Genomic DNA, 16,710 nt, shown 5'->3' with positions numbered 1-16,710 from the left:
GCTTGAGCCCCGTTACATCTTCGGCGCAGAAACCCTTATTTAGACCAGTGAGCTGTTACGCTTTCTTTAAAGGATGGCTGCTTCTAAGCCAACCTCCTGGTTGTTTTGGGATTTCCACATCCTTTCCCACTTAGCCACGAATTAGGGGCCTTAGCTGTAGGTCCGGGTTGTTTCCCTCTCCACGACGGACGTTAGCACCCGCCGTGTGACTCCCGCATATTGCTTTCGGGTATTCGGAGTTTGGTTGGGTTTGGTAAGACGGTAAGTCCCCCTAGCCCATCCAGTGCTCTACCCCCCGAAGCATTCGTGCGAGGCGATACCTAAATATCTTTCGCGGAGAACCAGCTATTTCCCAGTTTGATTGGCCTTTCACCCCTAACCACAAGTCATCGGAGCCTTTTTCAACAGGCACCCGTTCGGTCCTCCAGTGAGTGTTACCTCACCTTCAACCTGCTCATGGCTAGATCACTAGGTTTCGGGTCTAATACAACGAACTTGGCGCCCTATTCAGACTCGCTTTCGCTACGCCTTCGCCTATCGGCTTAAGCTTGCTCGTTAAATTAAGTCGCTGGCCCATAATACAAAAGGTACGATGTCACCCAGAACGAATCTTGGGCTCCATCTGTTTGTAGGTGTCCGGTTTCAGGTCTATTTCACTCCCCTCGTCGGGGTGCTTTTCACCTTTCCCTCACGGTACTGGTTCACTATCGGTCGCTGAGGAGTACTTAGGCTTGGAGGGTGGTCCCCCCGTGTTCAGACAGGATTGCACGTGTCCCGCCTTACTCGTGGATACATCATCGCATTACTCGTACGGGGCTATCACCCTCTAAGGCCCAGCTTTCCTGACTGGTTCCGATTGTCTCTGATGTATCACTGGCCTGGTCCGCGTTCGCTCGCCACTACTAACGGAGTCTCTGTTGATGTCCTTTCCTCCAGGTACTTAGATGTTTCAGTTCCCTGGGTTCGCTTGAAACCTCCTATGTATTCAGAAGTCTCATACCTTCTCTTGATAACCGGAAATCCAAAACCTCGCGGTTTGATTTCTCACATTTCTGGTCGAACCCCAACACACAAGGTCTTGGAGTTCCGGCTATCGAAGGTGGGTTTCCCCATTCGGAAATCCGCGGATCAAAGCTTCTTCGCAGCTCCCCACGGCTTATCGCAGCGTAGCACGTCCTTCATCGCCTCTCAGCGCCAAGGCATCCACCGAACACCCTTAAGGCACTTGATTGCTCTCATTATCAATGTCCACACACTCGGCAGAATGTTGTCTGTACGATTGCCTTGCGGCGCGCACCCTCGATGAATGCTACGTACAGCCGGACATTGACTAGAAAGACCAGCTTGCTTCGTAAGATCGTTCCGATAGCGAGGCGGTCAAGCTTCGCTAAAAGGATCATTTACAACTCGCCCATCTTCCCGGTGCAACCTTGTGAGCCGCACTGAAAGGCGCGCGAGCGCCGAAATGATCCGGAGATAATGAAGGCTCGCGCAACGATTTGCTGCACGACCCAACTCGGATCGATCTCCTCTTTACGATGTCAGAAAACACGCAGCTCATTGTCCATCCGGACTAATGAGTGCGAAGTGATGTTTCGCGGACGATGATGGTTACGGGATCAGAAGTAGCCCGCCTTCGCCTTTCGGCTACGGCGCGGCAGCCTTCGCTACCGGCTGGCTTGCCGAGCCGAAGCAGGCGAAGCCTCCGGAGGCTGGTGGAGCCAGACGGGATCGAACCGACGACCTCATGCTTGCAAAGCACGCGCTCTCCCAGCTGAGCTATGGCCCCGTAACCAGAAGACGAAGCGCCTCTCTTAAGTCCGGCGCCGCCCGAGGGGCTATGCCGGACACGCTTCGCTTCTTGTCTCGCGTGGCGGTGCCACGCAAAGCCAACGGCGAAGCGTGGTGGGCCTGGGAAGACTTGAACTTCCGACCTCACGCTTATCAAGCGCGCGCTCTAACCAACTGAGCTACAAGCCCCTAACGCTATCCTTATCAGGACTAGGGTCTTGCGTGCATGCATCGGCGACCAGCGCCGAATGCAATCGCACAGCGCAGCCCCGGCGCGTGTTCGTCCGCGAAGAAAGAGAAACGAAGACGGCGAAATCCCGCCAATGCAGCTCAACGATCTGGCGATCTGTTGGCCACTGATGTTTCTAAAACGATCCGATAGTGAGCGTGAGCTCGCTGAAGGATCATCCTTAGAAAGGAGGTGATCCAGCCGCAGGTTCCCCTACGGCTACCTTGTTACGACTTCACCCCAGTCGCTGACCCTACCGTGGCCGGCTGCCTCCCTTGCGGGTTAGCGCACCGTCTTCAGGTAAAGCCAACTCCCATGGTGTGACGGGCGGTGTGTACAAGGCCCGGGAACGTATTCACCGTGGCGTGCTGATCCACGATTACTAGCGATTCCAACTTCATGGGCTCGAGTTGCAGAGCCCAATCCGAACTGAGACGGCTTTTTGAGATTTGCGAAGGGTCGCCCCTTAGCATCCCATTGTCACCGCCATTGTAGCACGTGTGTAGCCCAGCCCGTAAGGGCCATGAGGACTTGACGTCATCCCCACCTTCCTCGCGGCTTATCACCGGCAGTCTCCTTAGAGTGCTCAACTAAATGGTAGCAACTAAGGACGGGGGTTGCGCTCGTTGCGGGACTTAACCCAACATCTCACGACACGAGCTGACGACAGCCATGCAGCACCTGTGTTCCAGGCTCCGAAGAGAAGGTCACATCTCTGCGACCGGTCCTGGACATGTCAAGGGCTGGTAAGGTTCTGCGCGTTGCGTCGAATTAAACCACATGCTCCACCGCTTGTGCGGGCCCCCGTCAATTCCTTTGAGTTTTAATCTTGCGACCGTACTCCCCAGGCGGAATGCTTAAAGCGTTAGCTGCGCCACTAGTGAGTAAACCCACTAACGGCTGGCATTCATCGTTTACGGCGTGGACTACCAGGGTATCTAATCCTGTTTGCTCCCCACGCTTTCGTGCCTCAGCGTCAGTATCGGGCCAGTGAGCCGCCTTCGCCACTGGTGTTCTTGCGAATATCTACGAATTTCACCTCTACACTCGCAGTTCCACTCACCTCTCCCGAACTCAAGATCTTCAGTATCAAAGGCAGTTCTGGAGTTGAGCTCCAGGATTTCACCCCTGACTTAAAGACCCGCCTACGCACCCTTTACGCCCAGTGATTCCGAGCAACGCTAGCCCCCTTCGTATTACCGCGGCTGCTGGCACGAAGTTAGCCGGGGCTTATTCTTGCGGTACCGTCATTATCTTCCCGCACAAAAGAGCTTTACAACCCTAGGGCCTTCATCACTCACGCGGCATGGCTGGATCAGGGTTGCCCCCATTGTCCAATATTCCCCACTGCTGCCTCCCGTAGGAGTTTGGGCCGTGTCTCAGTCCCAATGTGGCTGATCATCCTCTCAGACCAGCTACTGATCGTCGCCTTGGTGAGCCATTACCTCACCAACTAGCTAATCAGACGCGGGCCGATCTTTCGGCGATAAATCTTTCCCCGTAAGGGCTTATCCGGTATTAGCACAAGTTTCCCTGTGTTGTTCCGAACCAAAAGGTACGTTCCCACGCGTTACTCACCCGTCTGCCGCTGACGTATTGCTACGCCCGCTCGACTTGCATGTGTTAAGCCTGCCGCCAGCGTTCGCTCTGAGCCAGGATCAAACTCTCAAGTTGGACTTGAACTTTGAACCGGCTGATCACAACGTTTGACGAGGTCCCACCATACTCGCGAAGCGATTCACATCGCTTGCGAACTGACCTCAATGAAGAGGCCATGGTGTTACCTTTGAAACGTGTACCGCCGAAGTCTTTCGTCCGGTCTCGATCAGAAAAGCCGAAGCTTCTCAGAAGCGAGACCCGCAAGGACTCCGCCGTCCACGTTTCTCTTTCTTCATCTTCACTTGTCAAACAGCCCGGGACCTTGGAGACCCCAACCTTCCAGCGTGGAAGGGTTCCGACACCCTTACCGACGATGAATGACTCCAACCGACTGGTGTCGATTGTTGTGTCACTCAACAAGGTGAGGAGCATCAGTGGCGCGTTCGCTCGCCTTGGTCAGTGACCCGGCGGCGCCGCGCTCAGTGGTTGGGGTTATAGTCCCCCCTCATCGGGATTGTCAACGCCCATCGTCAACAAATCGTCGCACAGTGGACCACCTGAAAATTTCTCGTGTTTACAGCCACTTAGGAGGACGGAGAACGGCCGGGCCGATGCTGTGCGAGGAAAAAACTGAAAAAAGTTTGGGCCCCTGCGGGCTCTGGAGCGGGCTTCGGAGGCGGCTTGGGAGAGGGCTTGGGACGCCCGTCCAAGGAGGCCTCCCGCGACCGCCCTTCAGGAAACTTTTTCCATAGGAGGCGCCGTACTTGAGCCACAATCCCGCGGCGTTCTGATAAGAGACAAGCTTGAATCGCGGGGATGCCAGTGGGGGCTGCCGGCGGTTTTCATGGGTCAGAGGAAGGCGATCTTGCAGATGGCGCGGCCTTCCTCCGGCATTCGAGAGACATCGAGAGACCTTTTTCCGTTTAGCTGTTCGTAATTTCGGCCGGCCCGTCATCGGGGCCTTCTGACCGCGAACGCCTATGCGGCTTGCCCTTTTCCTGCGATACGCCTCGAAGAGGGCGACCGGGAAAAGGCTCGATACGGGGCTTTTGGGTCGTTGAATTGGGGGACTTTGGGTTGAACCACAGGACGTCACGCAGCGCTTACGGGCGTGAGACCGGGATCATCGATCTCGGCCACGAGCCGCCGCTGTCGGTCGACGGTTCTGAGGCCGCCGTGATCGATCGCCGCCGAGTCTCGGTACAATGGTTCAGCGGGACGATTCTGACCGGACTCTGCGGCGCGGCCCTCATCGGCGGCGCCGTTTTTGCGTCGCTCGATGGCGAGATGACCTTCGCCAAAGTGCCGGAGCGGGTCGAAGGCGCGCTGCGCGGTGCATTCGGCGCAGCCGATCGCGCCGCCACGCTGCACAAGAGCGACCGCCTGCCGCCGCCAAGCGAATCCACGGCTTCGCGCAACATCGTCCGCGTCTCCACGGTCGCCCGCGTCGGCAACCGCGACGTGATGCGGGTGCGCCCGTTCGTCCGCATCGCCGGCAATCTGTCGATGACGACGAGCGATCTGTCGGCGAAGATTCCGCCGTTCAACGCCCAGCGCATGCTCACCGACGTCGGCTCCGATCCGAAGACCGCCTCCGACGACCCGAACAATCCCGAAGCCGTCGAGCCCGACGCCGAGGTCTCCTTCGTCACCAAGGACCTGTCGCCTGTGCTGCCGAAGGCCAAGATTTCCGCGGTGGTGGCGCTCGACGACATCCTGATGCGGGTGCGCGATGCCGCCAATTGGCGCGGCAATGGCGGGGTGCGCTACGCCTCGCTCGCCAATGCCGCCGCCGACGTCTCCGGCGCGACCGGCGCCTCCGACATCAAGATGGCCTATGCCACCGAAGTATCGCCGTCCGATCCCTATGCCGGCTTCGAGACGCGCGTGGTGCCGGAAAACGTCACGCTGCTGCCCAAGACCAAGGAGCAGATCACCGGCGGCAATCCCAACGGCGAACGCGTCCACATGGTCAAGAAGGGCGACAGCGTCGCTGGCGTGCTGCGCGATCTCGGCGCCACCGCCGACGAGATCAAGGCGATCACCGCAACGCTCGGTCCGCGCGGCCGCGACGGTGGTCTGAAGGAAGGCGAGAAGCTCCGCATCCTGATGGCGCCCGCAAGCCCCGGCGCGCGCCTGCAGCCCTACCGCGTCGTCGTCGCCAATGACACCATGGTCGAGGCGATCGCGGCGCTGTCCGATCTCGGCAAATACGTCGCGGTTGACGTCTCCAGCATGAACACCGTCACCGACGCTGCGGCCAGCGCCAACAGCGACGACGATGACGACGATGACGGCTCCGGCGTGCGGCTCTATCAGAGCATCTACGAGACCGCGATGCGCAACAAGGTGCCGATGCCTGTCATCGACGACATGATCAAGATCTACTCCTACGACGTCGATTTTCAGCGCAAGGTGCAGCCAGGCGATTCCTTCGACGTGTTCTACGCCGGCGAGGACGAGGGCGTGACCGCGAGCGAGAAGAACGAGGTGCTGTTCGCTTCGCTCACCGTCGGCGGCGAGACCAAGAAATATTACCGCTACCAGAGCCCCGACGACGGCGTCGTCGACTACTACGACGAGACCGGCAAGAGCGCGAAGAAGTTCCTGGTCAGGAAGCCCGTCAACAACGCCATCATGCGCTCCGGCTTCGGCGGCCGCCGCCATCCGATCCTCGGCTACGTGAAGATGCACACCGGCGTCGACTGGGCCACCACCTACGGCACGCCGATCTTCGCCTCCGGCAACGGCATGATCGAGAAGGCCGGCCCCGAGGGCGGCTACGGCAAGTACATCCGCATCAAGCACGCCAACGGCTACGAGACCGCCTACGGCCACATGTCGGCCTTCGCCAAGGGCATGGAAGTCGGCAAGAAGGTGCGGCAGGGCCAGGTGATCGGCTTCGTCGGCTCATCCGGCCTGTCGACCGGCCCGCACGTTCACTACGAGATCCTGGTCAACGGACGCTTCGTCGATCCGATGCGGGTAAAGCTGCCGCGCGGGCGCTCGCTGGAGGGCCCGATGCTGGCGAGCTTCGAGAAAGAGCGCGACCGGCTCGACGGCATGATGAGCGGCCGCGGCGGCGCCATCGCGAGGATGTCGGATGCGACCGGCGGACCGTTGCAGGTGACGAACCGCTAAATCGGCGCGGCCGCGCGCCACCTCACAACGTCAAGTTTCGTTTGCCAAAGCCGCTCGACGGGCGAATACTTTCCGAAAAAGGGAGGTCTCGCCATGAAGAACAGGCTCGCCTGCGCAGCCCTGGTTGCTGCAGTTTTCTCCATCACGAGTGCATCGGCTGAGACCTTGCCGGCAACCTGGGAGGTCACCAAGCTCGTCCCGGGCTCCGCATTCCACGGCGTCCACGGGCTCGGCATCGACAAGGCCGGCCATCTGTTTGCCGGCAGTGTCGCCGGCGCCGCGCTCTACGAGGTCGACATCGCAGGCGGCACGGCCAAGATCGCGATCCCCGCGCCGATCGGAATGGCCGACGACATCGCGTTCGCGCCCGACGGCACCATGGCCTGGACCGGTTTCCTCGCCGGCGATCTCTATGCCCGCAAGGGTGATGGCCCGATCAAGAAGCTTGCTTCCGGCCTTCCCGGTATCAACTCGCTCGCCTTCCGCAAGGACGGCAGGCTCTACGCCACCACCGTCTTCCTCGGCGACACGCTCTACGAGATCGACGTCGAGGGCATCAAGCCGCCGCGCCAGATCATGGAGAAGATGGGCGGCCTCAACGGCTTCGAGTTCGGTCCCGGCGACAAGCTCTACGGTCCGCTCTGGTTCAAGGGACAGGTCGCAAAAGTCGACGTCGACAAGGCCGAGCTGACCGTCGTCGCCGATGGCTTCAAGGTTCCGGCCGCGGTGAATTTCGATTCCAAAGGCAACCTCTTTGTCGTCGACACCGCGCTCGGCCAGCTCGTCCGGGTCGATCCGAAGTCCGGCGCCAAGACCATGGTCGCGCAACTGAAGCCGTCGTTGGACAATCTCGCGATCGACGGCAAGGACCGCATCTACGTCTCCAACATGGCCGATAACGGCATCCAGGAGGTCGATCCGGCGACCGGCCAGGCCAAGCAAATTATCATCGGCAAGCTGGCCCTGCCCGGCGGCATCGGCGTCACCTCGGACAATGGCAAGGATACCATCCATGTCGCCGACGTGTTCGCCTATCGTACGGTCGACGGTGCCACCGGCGAGGTCACCGAGAAGGCGCGCATGCACGCCGCCGGCGTCACTCTCGAATATCCGATGAGCGCGACTGCGAAGGGCAACGACGTGGTCCTGTCGAGCTGGTTCACCGGCACGGTGCAGGTGATCGACGGCAAGACCGGCGCCACGCGGGACATGCTGCACGGTTTCAAGGCCCCGCATGACGCGATTGTGCTCGCGGACGGCAGCATTCTGGTGGCCGAGCTCGGCACCAAATCGCTGGTCAAGGTGAGCGGTGAGCATGGCCAGGATCGCGCCACGCTGATCGGCGATCTCGAGGGACCGGTGGGTCTCGTCGGCGGATCGGCTGGCGAAGTCTATGTCACCGAGGCCTTCTCCGGCGCCGTCTCCCGGATCGACAAGAACGGCGCAAAGACCGTGCTCGCCAAGGAGCTGAAAATGCCCGAAGGCATTGCGCGCGCCAGCGACGGCAAGCTGATCGTGGCGGAAGTCGGCGCCAAACGATTGGTCGAGATCGCGCCGGAGACCGGCAAGGTGACGGAGATCGCGGCCAATCTTCCGATCGGCCTGACAGGCGCACCCGGCGGCCTGCCGACGCATATCCCGACGGGCGTCGCGGTCGGTGCGAGCGGCGTCATTTACTTCACCTCGGACGTGGAGAATGCGATCTACAAGGCGGTGAAGAAGTAGCAATCGCCGAACAAGAGCTGACCGCGGAACCCAGGCTCGGGTTCCCGGTTAGACGCTGACGGAAGCGTACCAGCAGGAGGATCGCCCATGACGCGCCTCTCACGTGACGATGTCGTCAAGGCCGTGGACCGGGCCGATGACGTCACCATTGCCCAGATCATCGGGACCGGCGCGACGGCCGAGGAACTCGCCGAAGCCCAGGCCTGGCTCGCCAATGACGAGCCGATGATCAACGACTTGCGGCCGCTGGCGCAGGGCCGGGTGCGCGAGCTGGTGGATATTCTCTCGGAGCTCGAGGAGGACGACGAGGAGCAAGGCCCCGCCGCTCCCGGCTCCGCGTCCGCGCTCAGCTAGCCAGCAAGCCAACCGACGAATTCGCCCCGGAAAGATAGATCTCTCCGGGGCGTCCTGTTGCTTCAGGCGGCAGATACGCTCAGTTCAGCTTCCGCTTCGGCACCGGGGCCTCGAACTGGGCGATCTCCGCGGTTTGCGGCGCCTTGCCGTTGAAGGTCAGCACGTTGCCCTCGGACGAGATCGCAACCCTGTCGCCGTCGCTGATCTCGCCGGCCAGGATCATCTCGGCGAGCGGGTCCTGGAGATAGCGCTGAATCACCCGCTTCAGCGGCCGTGCGCCGTAGGCGGGATCCCAGCCTTTGGCAGCAAGCCAGTCGCGGCCTGCGGCATCGAGCGTCAGCACGATCTTGCGATCGCTGAGGAGCTTCTGCAGCCGCGCGAACTGGATCTCGACGATCCGGCCCATCTCGCTCTTCTGCAAGCGGTGGAACAGGATGATCTCGTCGACGCGGTTGAGGAATTCGGGGCGGAAATGCCCACGCACCATTCCCATCACCTGCTCGCGCACGGCCGAGGTGTCCTCGCCTTCCGGCTGGTTGACCAGAAATTCCGAACCGAGGTTCGAGGTCATGATGATCAGCGTGTTGCGGAAGTCGACCGTGCGGCCCTGGCCATCGGTCAGGCGGCCATCGTCGAGCACCTGGAGCAGGACGTTGAACACGTCGGGATGCGCCTTCTCGATCTCGTCGAACAGCACCACCTGATAGGGCCGGCGCCGCACCGCTTCGGTGAGCGCGCCGCCCTCGTCATAGCCGACATAGCCCGGAGGCGCGCCGATCAGCCGCGAGACCGAGTGCTTCTCCATGTATTCGGACATGTCGAGGCGGACCATCGCGGTCTCGTCGTTGAACAGGTACTCGGCAAGCGCCTTGGTCAGCTCGGTCTTGCCGACGCCGGTGGGGCCCAAGAACATGAACGAGCCGGTCGGCCGGTTCGGGTCCTGCAGGCCTGCGCGCGAGCGGCGCACGGCGGTTGCGACCGCACGCACGGCTTCGGCCTGGCCGACGACGCGCTTGCCGAGCTGATCCTCCATCTTCAGGAGCTTCTCCTTCTCGCCTTCCAGCATCTTGTCGACGGGCACGCCGGTCCAGCGCGAGACCACCTGCGCGATGTGGTTGGCGGTGACCGCCTCCTCCATCATCTCGCCGGCGTTCTCCTTGGCCTCGATCTCCGCGAGCTTCTTCTCCAGCTCCGGGATCCTTCCATAGGCCAGCTCGCCGGCCTTCTGGAATTCGCCGCGCCGCTGGGCGTTGGCCAGCTCGACTCGCAGGCCGTCGAGCTCGGCCTTCAGCTTCTGGGCATCGGAGAGCTTGCTCTTCTCCGCGCTCCAGCGCGCCGTCAGTGCCGCAGACTTCTCCTCGAGCTCGGCAAGGTCCTTCTCCAGCGTCTGGAGCCGGGACTTGGAGCCGGCATCGCTTTCCTTCTTCAGCGCCTCCTGCTCGATCTTGAGCCGGATGATCTCGCGGTCGAGCGAGTCCAACTCTTCGGGCTTGGAATCGACCTGCATCTTCAGCCGCGCCGCGGCCTCGTCCATGAGGTCAATGGCCTTGTCGGGCAGGAAGCGGTCGGTGATGTAGCGGTTGGACAGGGTCGCGGACGCCACAAGCGCCGAATCGGTGATCCGTACGCCATGGTGCTGCTCGTACTTGTCCTTCAAGCCGCGCAGGATCGAGATGGTATCCTCGACCGACGGCTCGCTGATGAAGATCGGCTGGAAGCGCCGCGCCAGCGCCGCATCCTTCTCGACGTGCTTCTGGTACTCGTCGAGCGTGGTCGCGCCGATGCAGTGCAGCTCGCCGCGGGCGAGCGCCGGCTTGAGCAGGTTGGAGGCGTCCATCGCGCCATCGCCCTTGCCGGCGCCGATCAGCGTGTGCATCTCATCGATGAACAGGACGTAGGTGCCCTCGCTCGCGGTGACTTCCTGGAGCACGGCCTTCAGCCGCTCCTCGAATTCACCACGATACTTCGCGCCGGCGATCAGGGCGCCCAAGTCGAGCGCAAGCAACTTCTTGTCCTTGAGGCTGTCGGGCACATCGCCATTGACGATGCGCAGCGCCAAGCCCTCGGCGATGGCGGTCTTGCCGACGCCGGGCTCACCGATCAGCACGGGATTGTTCTTGGTCCGGCGCGACAGCACCTGGATGGTGCGGCGAATCTCCTCGTCACGGCCGATGACCGGGTCGAGCTTGCCGTCGCGCGCCGCCTGGGTGAGGTCGCGGGCATATTTCTTCAGCGCGTCGTAGGCATTCTCGGCGGTCGCGCTGTCCGCGGTGCGGCCCTTGCGCAGCGCTTCAATGGCCGCATTGAGATTTTGCGGGGTGACACCGCCCTTATTGAGGATCGTGCCGGCCTCGCTGGTCTTCTCCAGCGCCAGACCGAGCAGCAGCCGCTCGACGGTGACAAAACTGTCGCCGGCCTTCTCGCCGGCCTTCTCGGCCGCATCGAAGGTGCGGGCGAGCTCGGGCGCGAGATAGATCTGGCCAGCGCCGCCGCCGGAGACCTTCGGTACCCTGTTCAGCGCGTCCTCGGTCGCCTTCAGGATTGCACGCGAATTGCCGCCGGCGCGCTCGATCAGACCGGCAGCCAGCCCTTCAGTGTCGTCCAGCAGGACCTTCAGCACATGCAGGGTGGAAAACTGCTGGTGCCCCTCGCGCATCGCAAGCGACTGCGCGGATTGGATGAAGCCCCTGGAGCGTTCGGTGTACTTCTCGATATTCATGTCTTTTCTATCCCTCGGCCTGCCCTCGGAGCCCTCAAAGGCACTCCAGACGGCATCTTCATTGGGTTTCCGATCACCGTATTGACGTTTCAACCGGTAACAGTCGTGTTCTGCCGGCGGTGCCGCCGACCTGAGGCAAATGTGGGAAGCGGGTCGCTGATGCGGAAGAGGCGCGTTCACAATTTCGTGCGCTCACGGGCCGCTTGGCGCGGGCCTGCCGAATCCCCTAAGTAGCGGCATGATAGCCAGCCGCACCGCCGAGATTACCGGCCTCTACCGCTACCCGATCAAGGGCCTGACGCCGGAACACCTGACCCGCGTCGTGTTGCGGAGCGGCCAGACCCTGCCCGCCGACCGCCGCTACGCCATTGAGAACGGGCCGAGCGGGTTCGATCCCGAGGCGCCCCAGTGGAAGCCGAAAATCCAGTTTCTGATGCTGGCGCGCAATGAGCGACTGGCCTCCCTCGACAGCTGGTTCGAGGACGCGACCAATCGCCTGACCATCCGCAAGGACGGCCAGATCGTCGCCAGCGGCGATCTCGAGACCGCTGCCGGGCGCGCCGCCATCGAGAGCTATTTCAGCGAGAACTTTCAGCCGGAACTGAAGGGCCCGCCCAAGGTCCTGTCCGGCCGCGACCACAGCTTCTCCGACGTCGCCCGCAAGGTCGTGTCCATCATCAATCTCGACAGCGTCCGCGCCCTCGAGACCATGCTCGGCGCCGCCGTCCACCCCCTGCGTTTCCGCGCCAATCTCTATGTCCGAGGTTGGCCGGCTTGGTCCGAGCTCGACCTCGTCGACCAGACGCTCGCGATCGGGCAGGCGCGGCTGAAGGTGGTCAAGCGCATCAAGCGCTGCCCGGCGACCAACGTCGACCCGGTGACCGCCAAGCGCGACCTCGAGATCCCGCCGGCGCTCTCGCGCCATCTCGGCCACATGGATTGCGGCATCTATGCCGAGGTGATCGAAGGCGGCGAGATCGGCGTCGGCGATGCGGTCGCGGTGGAAGAGCCGAGACTGGTGTGAGCGAACCCTTCGCTGCCGTAGGGTGGCCAAAGCGAAGCGTGCCCACCACTTCCGTTTTCGAATGTTGACGCACCGCTGGTGGGCACGGCGCTTCGCGCCTTTGCCCACCCTCGGCTCCATCGTTAGTTCGGCATCACATACGCATAGATCTTGCCGCGCGAGACCGGCGCCTCGCGGACGCGGTTGCCATTGTTGCCGGAGATCATGATCGGATTACCCCGCGCATCGATGCCGCTGATGATCCCGACATGGCCGCCGCGGCCGCCGCGCGACATCACCGCGATGGCGCCGACCTGCGGACCGGAGATGCGCGTGCCATAGCGCGCGAACGAACTCGCCATATCGGAGCCCGTGCCCTGATGCCCGGTATGTTGCAGCACCATGTTCATGAAGCGCGCGCACCACAGGCTGCCGCGTCCGGTGGGATTGCCGCCGAGATAGCGGCGCGCCTCGGACACGAGGCCCGATCCGCCGCCGAAACCGCCGCTGCTCATGGCGTTATTGGCCAAGCCGCTAGGGGCTATTCCATTAGTGGCCATGCCGCCGCTATTGGCGTTCGGATCATAGCTCGCCTGAATGTTGGCGAATCCGCTCGCCTGCAATCGCGCCGCGCTGCGCTCGAAGCGCGAGCTGCGGGCATGGTGGCGGTTGTGATGATGTCTGGCGTGGTGCACGTAAGCGTGCCGCTCTGCGCTATGACGATGATGCGGCCGCGCTGAGGCCGGAGAAACGAACGCGACGACCGTCGCGAAGAAGAGCGCCAGCGCGACAACACAACGCGACAGGCGAGACGCAAACAACTCGAACATTCTTCATCCTTCGTTACACCCCCACTTCCCCGATCGGCCCGTGCGCGGCCGACATCTACTTTGCGTATCAGAATCCCGATGTGGCGAGATCAAGACACGTCCCGGGAGATTTTGCGCGGAGGTTAACGGTGCTAGAACCCTCATGCGTGAACTGCAGAACGGCATTCCAATGCCGCAGCACTCTCAGGGAGAACCGCATGCCTTACGCCGTGACGAAGGATGATTGCCGTCTGTATTTCGAGGAAGCCGGCGCCGGTACGCCGATCATCTTCCTGCACGAGTTCGCGGCCGACTACACCAATTGGGAGCCGCAGATGCGCTACTTCTCGCGCGGCCATCGCTGCATCACTTATTCTGCGCGCGGCTACACGCCGTCCGACGTGCCCGATGGCGAGGCCTACACCTACACGCATTTCTACACCGACGCGCTCGCGGTGCTCGATCACCTCAGGATCGAGCGCGCCCATCTCGTCGGCCTGTCGATGGGGGCCTACTCGTCGCTTCAGATCGGGCTTAATGCGCCACAGCGCGCATTGTCGATGACGCTGGCCGGCGTCGGCTCGGGCTCCGAGATCGAGAATCTCGACGCCTGGCGCAGGCAGTGCCGCGCCAACGCCGAGCAGTTCGAGACGCTCGGCTCCGCCGAGGTCGCAAAGGTCACGCGCGAGGCGCCGAGCCGGATTCCCTTCCTGGTGAAGGACCCGCGCGGCCACGCCGATTTCTACGCTGCCCTTGCTCGCCACGATGCCAAGGGATCGGCGCGCACGATGCGCGGCTTCCAGGGCGGCCGTCCCTCGATCTATACTATGACGGATGCGATCAGAGGCGTTGCAACGCCGGCGCTGATCATCTGTGGCGACGAGGACGATCCGTGCGTCGGACCGAGCCTGTTCCTGAAGAAGCATCTTCCGGCCGCAGGGCTCGCGATGTTTCCGAAGTCGGGCCACGTCCTCAACCTCGAAGAGCCGGCGCTATTCAACGAGAGCGTGGAGCGGTTCGTCACGCTGGTGGAAGCGGGCCGCTGGCCGGTGCGCGATCCGAGGTCGCTGGCGGCGCATTAGCTGTCATTCCGGGATGCGCCGAAAGGCGCAGGCCCGGAATCCATCGGGCCGCGGTCGCTGTTGCACGATGGATTCCGGGCTCGCGCTTCGCGCGCCCCGGAATGACGGACAGAGACTACTTCCCCTCGCCTCTGCTCAGCAGGAACACGCCCTGCTCGCCGAACATGTTCCACACCCACCAGGGCAGGTTCAGCGGCACCGGGCGGCCGTAGAGGTCGAGCGCGACCGAGCGCTCCATCTTGACGTTGATCTCGTCGCAGAGCTCGACAAAATCCTTGATGGTGCAGAAGTGGATATTGGCGGTGTCGTACCAGGTTGCCGGCAGATTCTCCGTGCGCGGCATGTGGCCGCCGATCAGGAGCTGGAGCCGCATCTTCCAGAAGCCGAAATTCGGAAACGACACGATGGCGCGGCGGCCGATGCGCAGCAGGTTCTCCAGCACCACCCGCGGCTGCCGCGTCGCCTGCAGCGTCTGCGACAGGATCACGTAATCGAAGGCGTCGTCGGGATAGTTGACGAGGTCGGTATCGGCATCGCCCTGCACCACCGCGAGCCCCTTGGCGACGCAGCGGTTGACGCCCTCGCGCGACAGCTCGATGCCGCGGCCGTCGATGCCACGCGTTTCCAGCAGCTGGAGCAGATCGCCCTCGCCGCAGCCGACGTCGAGCACCTTCGAGCCGGGCTTGACCATGTCGGCAACGAGCAGATGATCGGCGCGAAACTGACCGGACGGCCCCGTCGCAACGCCGTTCAGCGGCAGCACCTCCTGTACCGACATCTTAGCCACCTTTGCCGTTGAGACCGCGGGCCTTGCCCGCGGATTGCAGGAAGGCCCGCGAGATGTCGAAGAATTCGGGGACGTCGAGCAGGAAGGCGTCGTGGCCGCGATCGGTCTCGATTTCGGCGAACGACACCCGCGCGCTCGACGCATTCAGCGCGTGCACCAGCGCGCGCGATTCCGATGTCGGGAACAGCCAGTCGCTGGTGAAGGAGACCACGCAGAAGCGGGTCTTGATGCCCACGAACGCCTTTGCCAGCACGCCACCATGATCGGCGGCGATGTCGAAATAATCCATCGCGCGCGTCAGATAGAGATAGGAATTGGCATCGAAGCGCTCGACGAAGGACGAGCCCTGATAGCGCAAATAGGACTCGACCTGAAAGTCGGCGTCAAACGAAAAGGTCGGCAGCTCACGGTCCTGCATGCGGCGGCCGAATTTTCGGTGCAGCGCGGCGTCTGAGAGATAGGTGATGTGCGCCGCCATCCGTGCCACCGCGAGGCCGCGATGCGGGTGGATGCCATGGTCGGCATAGCCGCCATTGTGCCAATCGGGATCGGCCATCACGGCCTGGCGGCCGAGCTCGTGGAAGGCGATGTTCTGCGCCGAGTGCCGCGTCGAGCACGCAATCGCCAGCGCGGAGTACACGCGGGCAGGATAGGCCGCGGTCCATTGCAGCACCTGCATGCCTCCCATCGAGCCGCCCACCACCGCGAACAACGTGTCGATGCCGAGCCGGTCGATCAGCATCGCCTGCGCCCGTACCATGTCGGGAATGGTGATGACGGGGAAATCGAGGCCCCAGACCTTGCCCGTCGCGGGATTGATCGAAGCCGGCCCGGTCGAGCCCATGCAGCCGCCGATCACGTTGGAGCAGATGATGAAGTAGTGTTGAGGATCAAGCGGACGGCCGGGGCCGACCAGCGTCTCCCACCAGCCGGGCTTGCCGGTGACCGGATGCACGTTGGCGACATGCTGGTCACCGGTCAGCGCATGGCAAACCAGAATGGCGTTGGAGCGATCGGCGTTCAGCTCGCCATAGGTCTGGTAGGCGATCTGGAACGGGGAGAGATCGACGCCGCAATCGAGCCGCAGCGGCTGATCGGCGCCGAAATGCACAACCTGCGAACTCGGATGATCTACCTCGTGCGATCGATCGTCGGCGCTGATCGCGGGACTCGGAATCGACTTGACGCTACCCATCTGAGCATCGACCTCGTTTGCGATCAGACTTACGACCGCAGTGACATCAGGCCATAAAAAACCCGGCCTGAACGATAGGTTCGGCCGGGATCGGAAGCGTCCCCGGCCTGTTTAGCGAGTTTTTTAACGTGGCTGCAAGCCGGCCGGCTCAAATGACCACGGAACAGGCAAAAACTTACTGTTTGGAGCGGTCTTCGTCAAGCCGCGGTCCGGATTAACCCCATTCGTCCCTGATACGTCGCCTGAAAAGGCCCAGCTTCTCCTAGCATTTCTCTT

General features: G+C 62.3%; 9 protein-coding genes, 2 tRNA genes, 2 rRNA genes and 1 riboswitch (1 of these 14 cut by a window edge). Of the genes, 5 read left to right on the top strand and 8 right to left on the bottom strand.

Going from position 1 to position 16,710, the window contains the following annotated elements; translation table 11 throughout:
* The 4 genes from IVA98_RS01345 to IVA98_RS01330 form a co-directional block, all read right to left on the bottom strand.
* Positions 1-1,231 (bottom strand): 23S ribosomal RNA (locus tag IVA98_RS01345); it reaches 1,614 nt to the left of the window's first position.
* 482 nt (positions 1,232-1,713) lie between these two features.
* Positions 1,714-1,789: transfer RNA gene (locus IVA98_RS01340), tRNA-Ala, on the bottom strand.
* Positions 1,790-1,903: 114 nt separating this feature from the next.
* A tRNA-Ile gene (locus IVA98_RS01335) sits at positions 1,904-1,980 on the bottom strand.
* A gap of 225 nt (positions 1,981-2,205) precedes the next feature.
* Positions 2,206-3,694: ribosomal RNA gene (locus tag IVA98_RS01330) — 16S ribosomal RNA — on the bottom strand.
* The 16S and 23S rRNA genes sit together here with 2 tRNA genes alongside, the layout of an rRNA operon.
* Positions 3,695-4,696: 1,002 nt before the next feature.
* Between IVA98_RS01330 and IVA98_RS01325 the strand changes: the two genes are divergently transcribed.
* From IVA98_RS01325 to IVA98_RS01315, 3 genes are all read left to right on the top strand, one after another.
* Positions 4,697-6,760 carry a M23 family metallopeptidase gene (locus tag IVA98_RS01325; RefSeq protein ID WP_247299104.1) on the top strand — a complete coding sequence of 688 codons (2,064 nt, stop codon included), beginning with the start codon at positions 4,697-4,699 and terminating at the stop codon, positions 6,758-6,760.
* Positions 6,761-6,853: 93 nt separating this feature from the next.
* Positions 6,854-8,485 carry an NHL repeat-containing protein gene (locus tag IVA98_RS01320; protein ID WP_247336570.1) on the top strand — a complete coding sequence of 544 codons (1,632 nt, stop codon included), beginning with the start codon at positions 6,854-6,856 and terminating at the stop codon, positions 8,483-8,485.
* 87 nt (positions 8,486-8,572) lie between these two features.
* Positions 8,573-8,839, top strand: coding sequence for a hypothetical protein (locus IVA98_RS01315; RefSeq protein WP_247276784.1), 267 nt, complete (start codon positions 8,573-8,575; stop codon positions 8,837-8,839).
* A gap of 79 nt (positions 8,840-8,918) precedes the next feature.
* Here IVA98_RS01315 and clpB read toward each other — a convergent pair whose 3' ends face one another.
* A complete protein-coding gene (gene clpB / locus IVA98_RS01310; RefSeq protein WP_247299100.1) occupies positions 8,919-11,558 on the bottom strand; it encodes an ATP-dependent chaperone ClpB in 2,640 nt (879 codons plus the stop codon).
* A gap of 238 nt (positions 11,559-11,796) precedes the next feature.
* Here clpB and IVA98_RS01305 point away from each other — a divergent pair, with 238 nt between their 5' ends.
* Positions 11,797-12,582, top strand: a complete 786-nt coding sequence (locus IVA98_RS01305) for an MOSC domain-containing protein (protein WP_247336574.1) — start codon at positions 11,797-11,799, stop codon at positions 12,580-12,582.
* 122 nt (positions 12,583-12,704) lie between these two features.
* Here the strand turns inward: IVA98_RS01305 and IVA98_RS01300 are convergent, their stop codons facing one another.
* A complete protein-coding gene (locus IVA98_RS01300; protein WP_247299096.1) occupies positions 12,705-13,391 on the bottom strand; it encodes an NlpC/P60 family protein in 687 nt (228 codons plus the stop codon).
* A 197-nt stretch (positions 13,392-13,588) separates the two neighbouring features.
* On the opposite strand from IVA98_RS01300, the gene IVA98_RS01295 reads away from it, so the two are divergent.
* On the top strand, positions 13,589-14,452 hold the full coding sequence (locus IVA98_RS01295) for an alpha/beta fold hydrolase (protein WP_247299094.1): 864 nt from the start codon (positions 13,589-13,591) through the stop codon (positions 14,450-14,452).
* A 115-nt stretch (positions 14,453-14,567) separates the two neighbouring features.
* Here IVA98_RS01295 and metW read toward each other — a convergent pair whose 3' ends face one another.
* On the bottom strand, positions 14,568-15,230 hold the full coding sequence (gene metW, locus IVA98_RS01290; RefSeq protein ID WP_247299092.1) for a methionine biosynthesis protein MetW: 663 nt from the start codon (positions 15,228-15,230) through the stop codon (positions 14,568-14,570).
* A gap of 1 nt (position 15,231) precedes the next feature.
* Complete coding sequence (metX, locus tag IVA98_RS01285) at positions 15,232-16,434, bottom strand: homoserine O-acetyltransferase MetX (protein ID WP_247299090.1); 1,203 nt, start codon at positions 16,432-16,434, stop codon at positions 15,232-15,234.
* Between the two features lie 90 nt (positions 16,435-16,524).
* A riboswitch (SAM riboswitch) is annotated at positions 16,525-16,604 on the bottom strand.
* Positions 16,605-16,710 lie beyond the last annotated feature (106 nt).

The sequence above is a fragment of the Bradyrhizobium sp. 160 genome (assembly GCF_023073735.1).
GTDB lineage: Bacteria > Pseudomonadota > Alphaproteobacteria > Rhizobiales > Xanthobacteraceae > Bradyrhizobium.
Note: the sequence above shows the minus strand (reverse complement) of the source record. Positions and strands in the feature narration are given on the sequence as shown.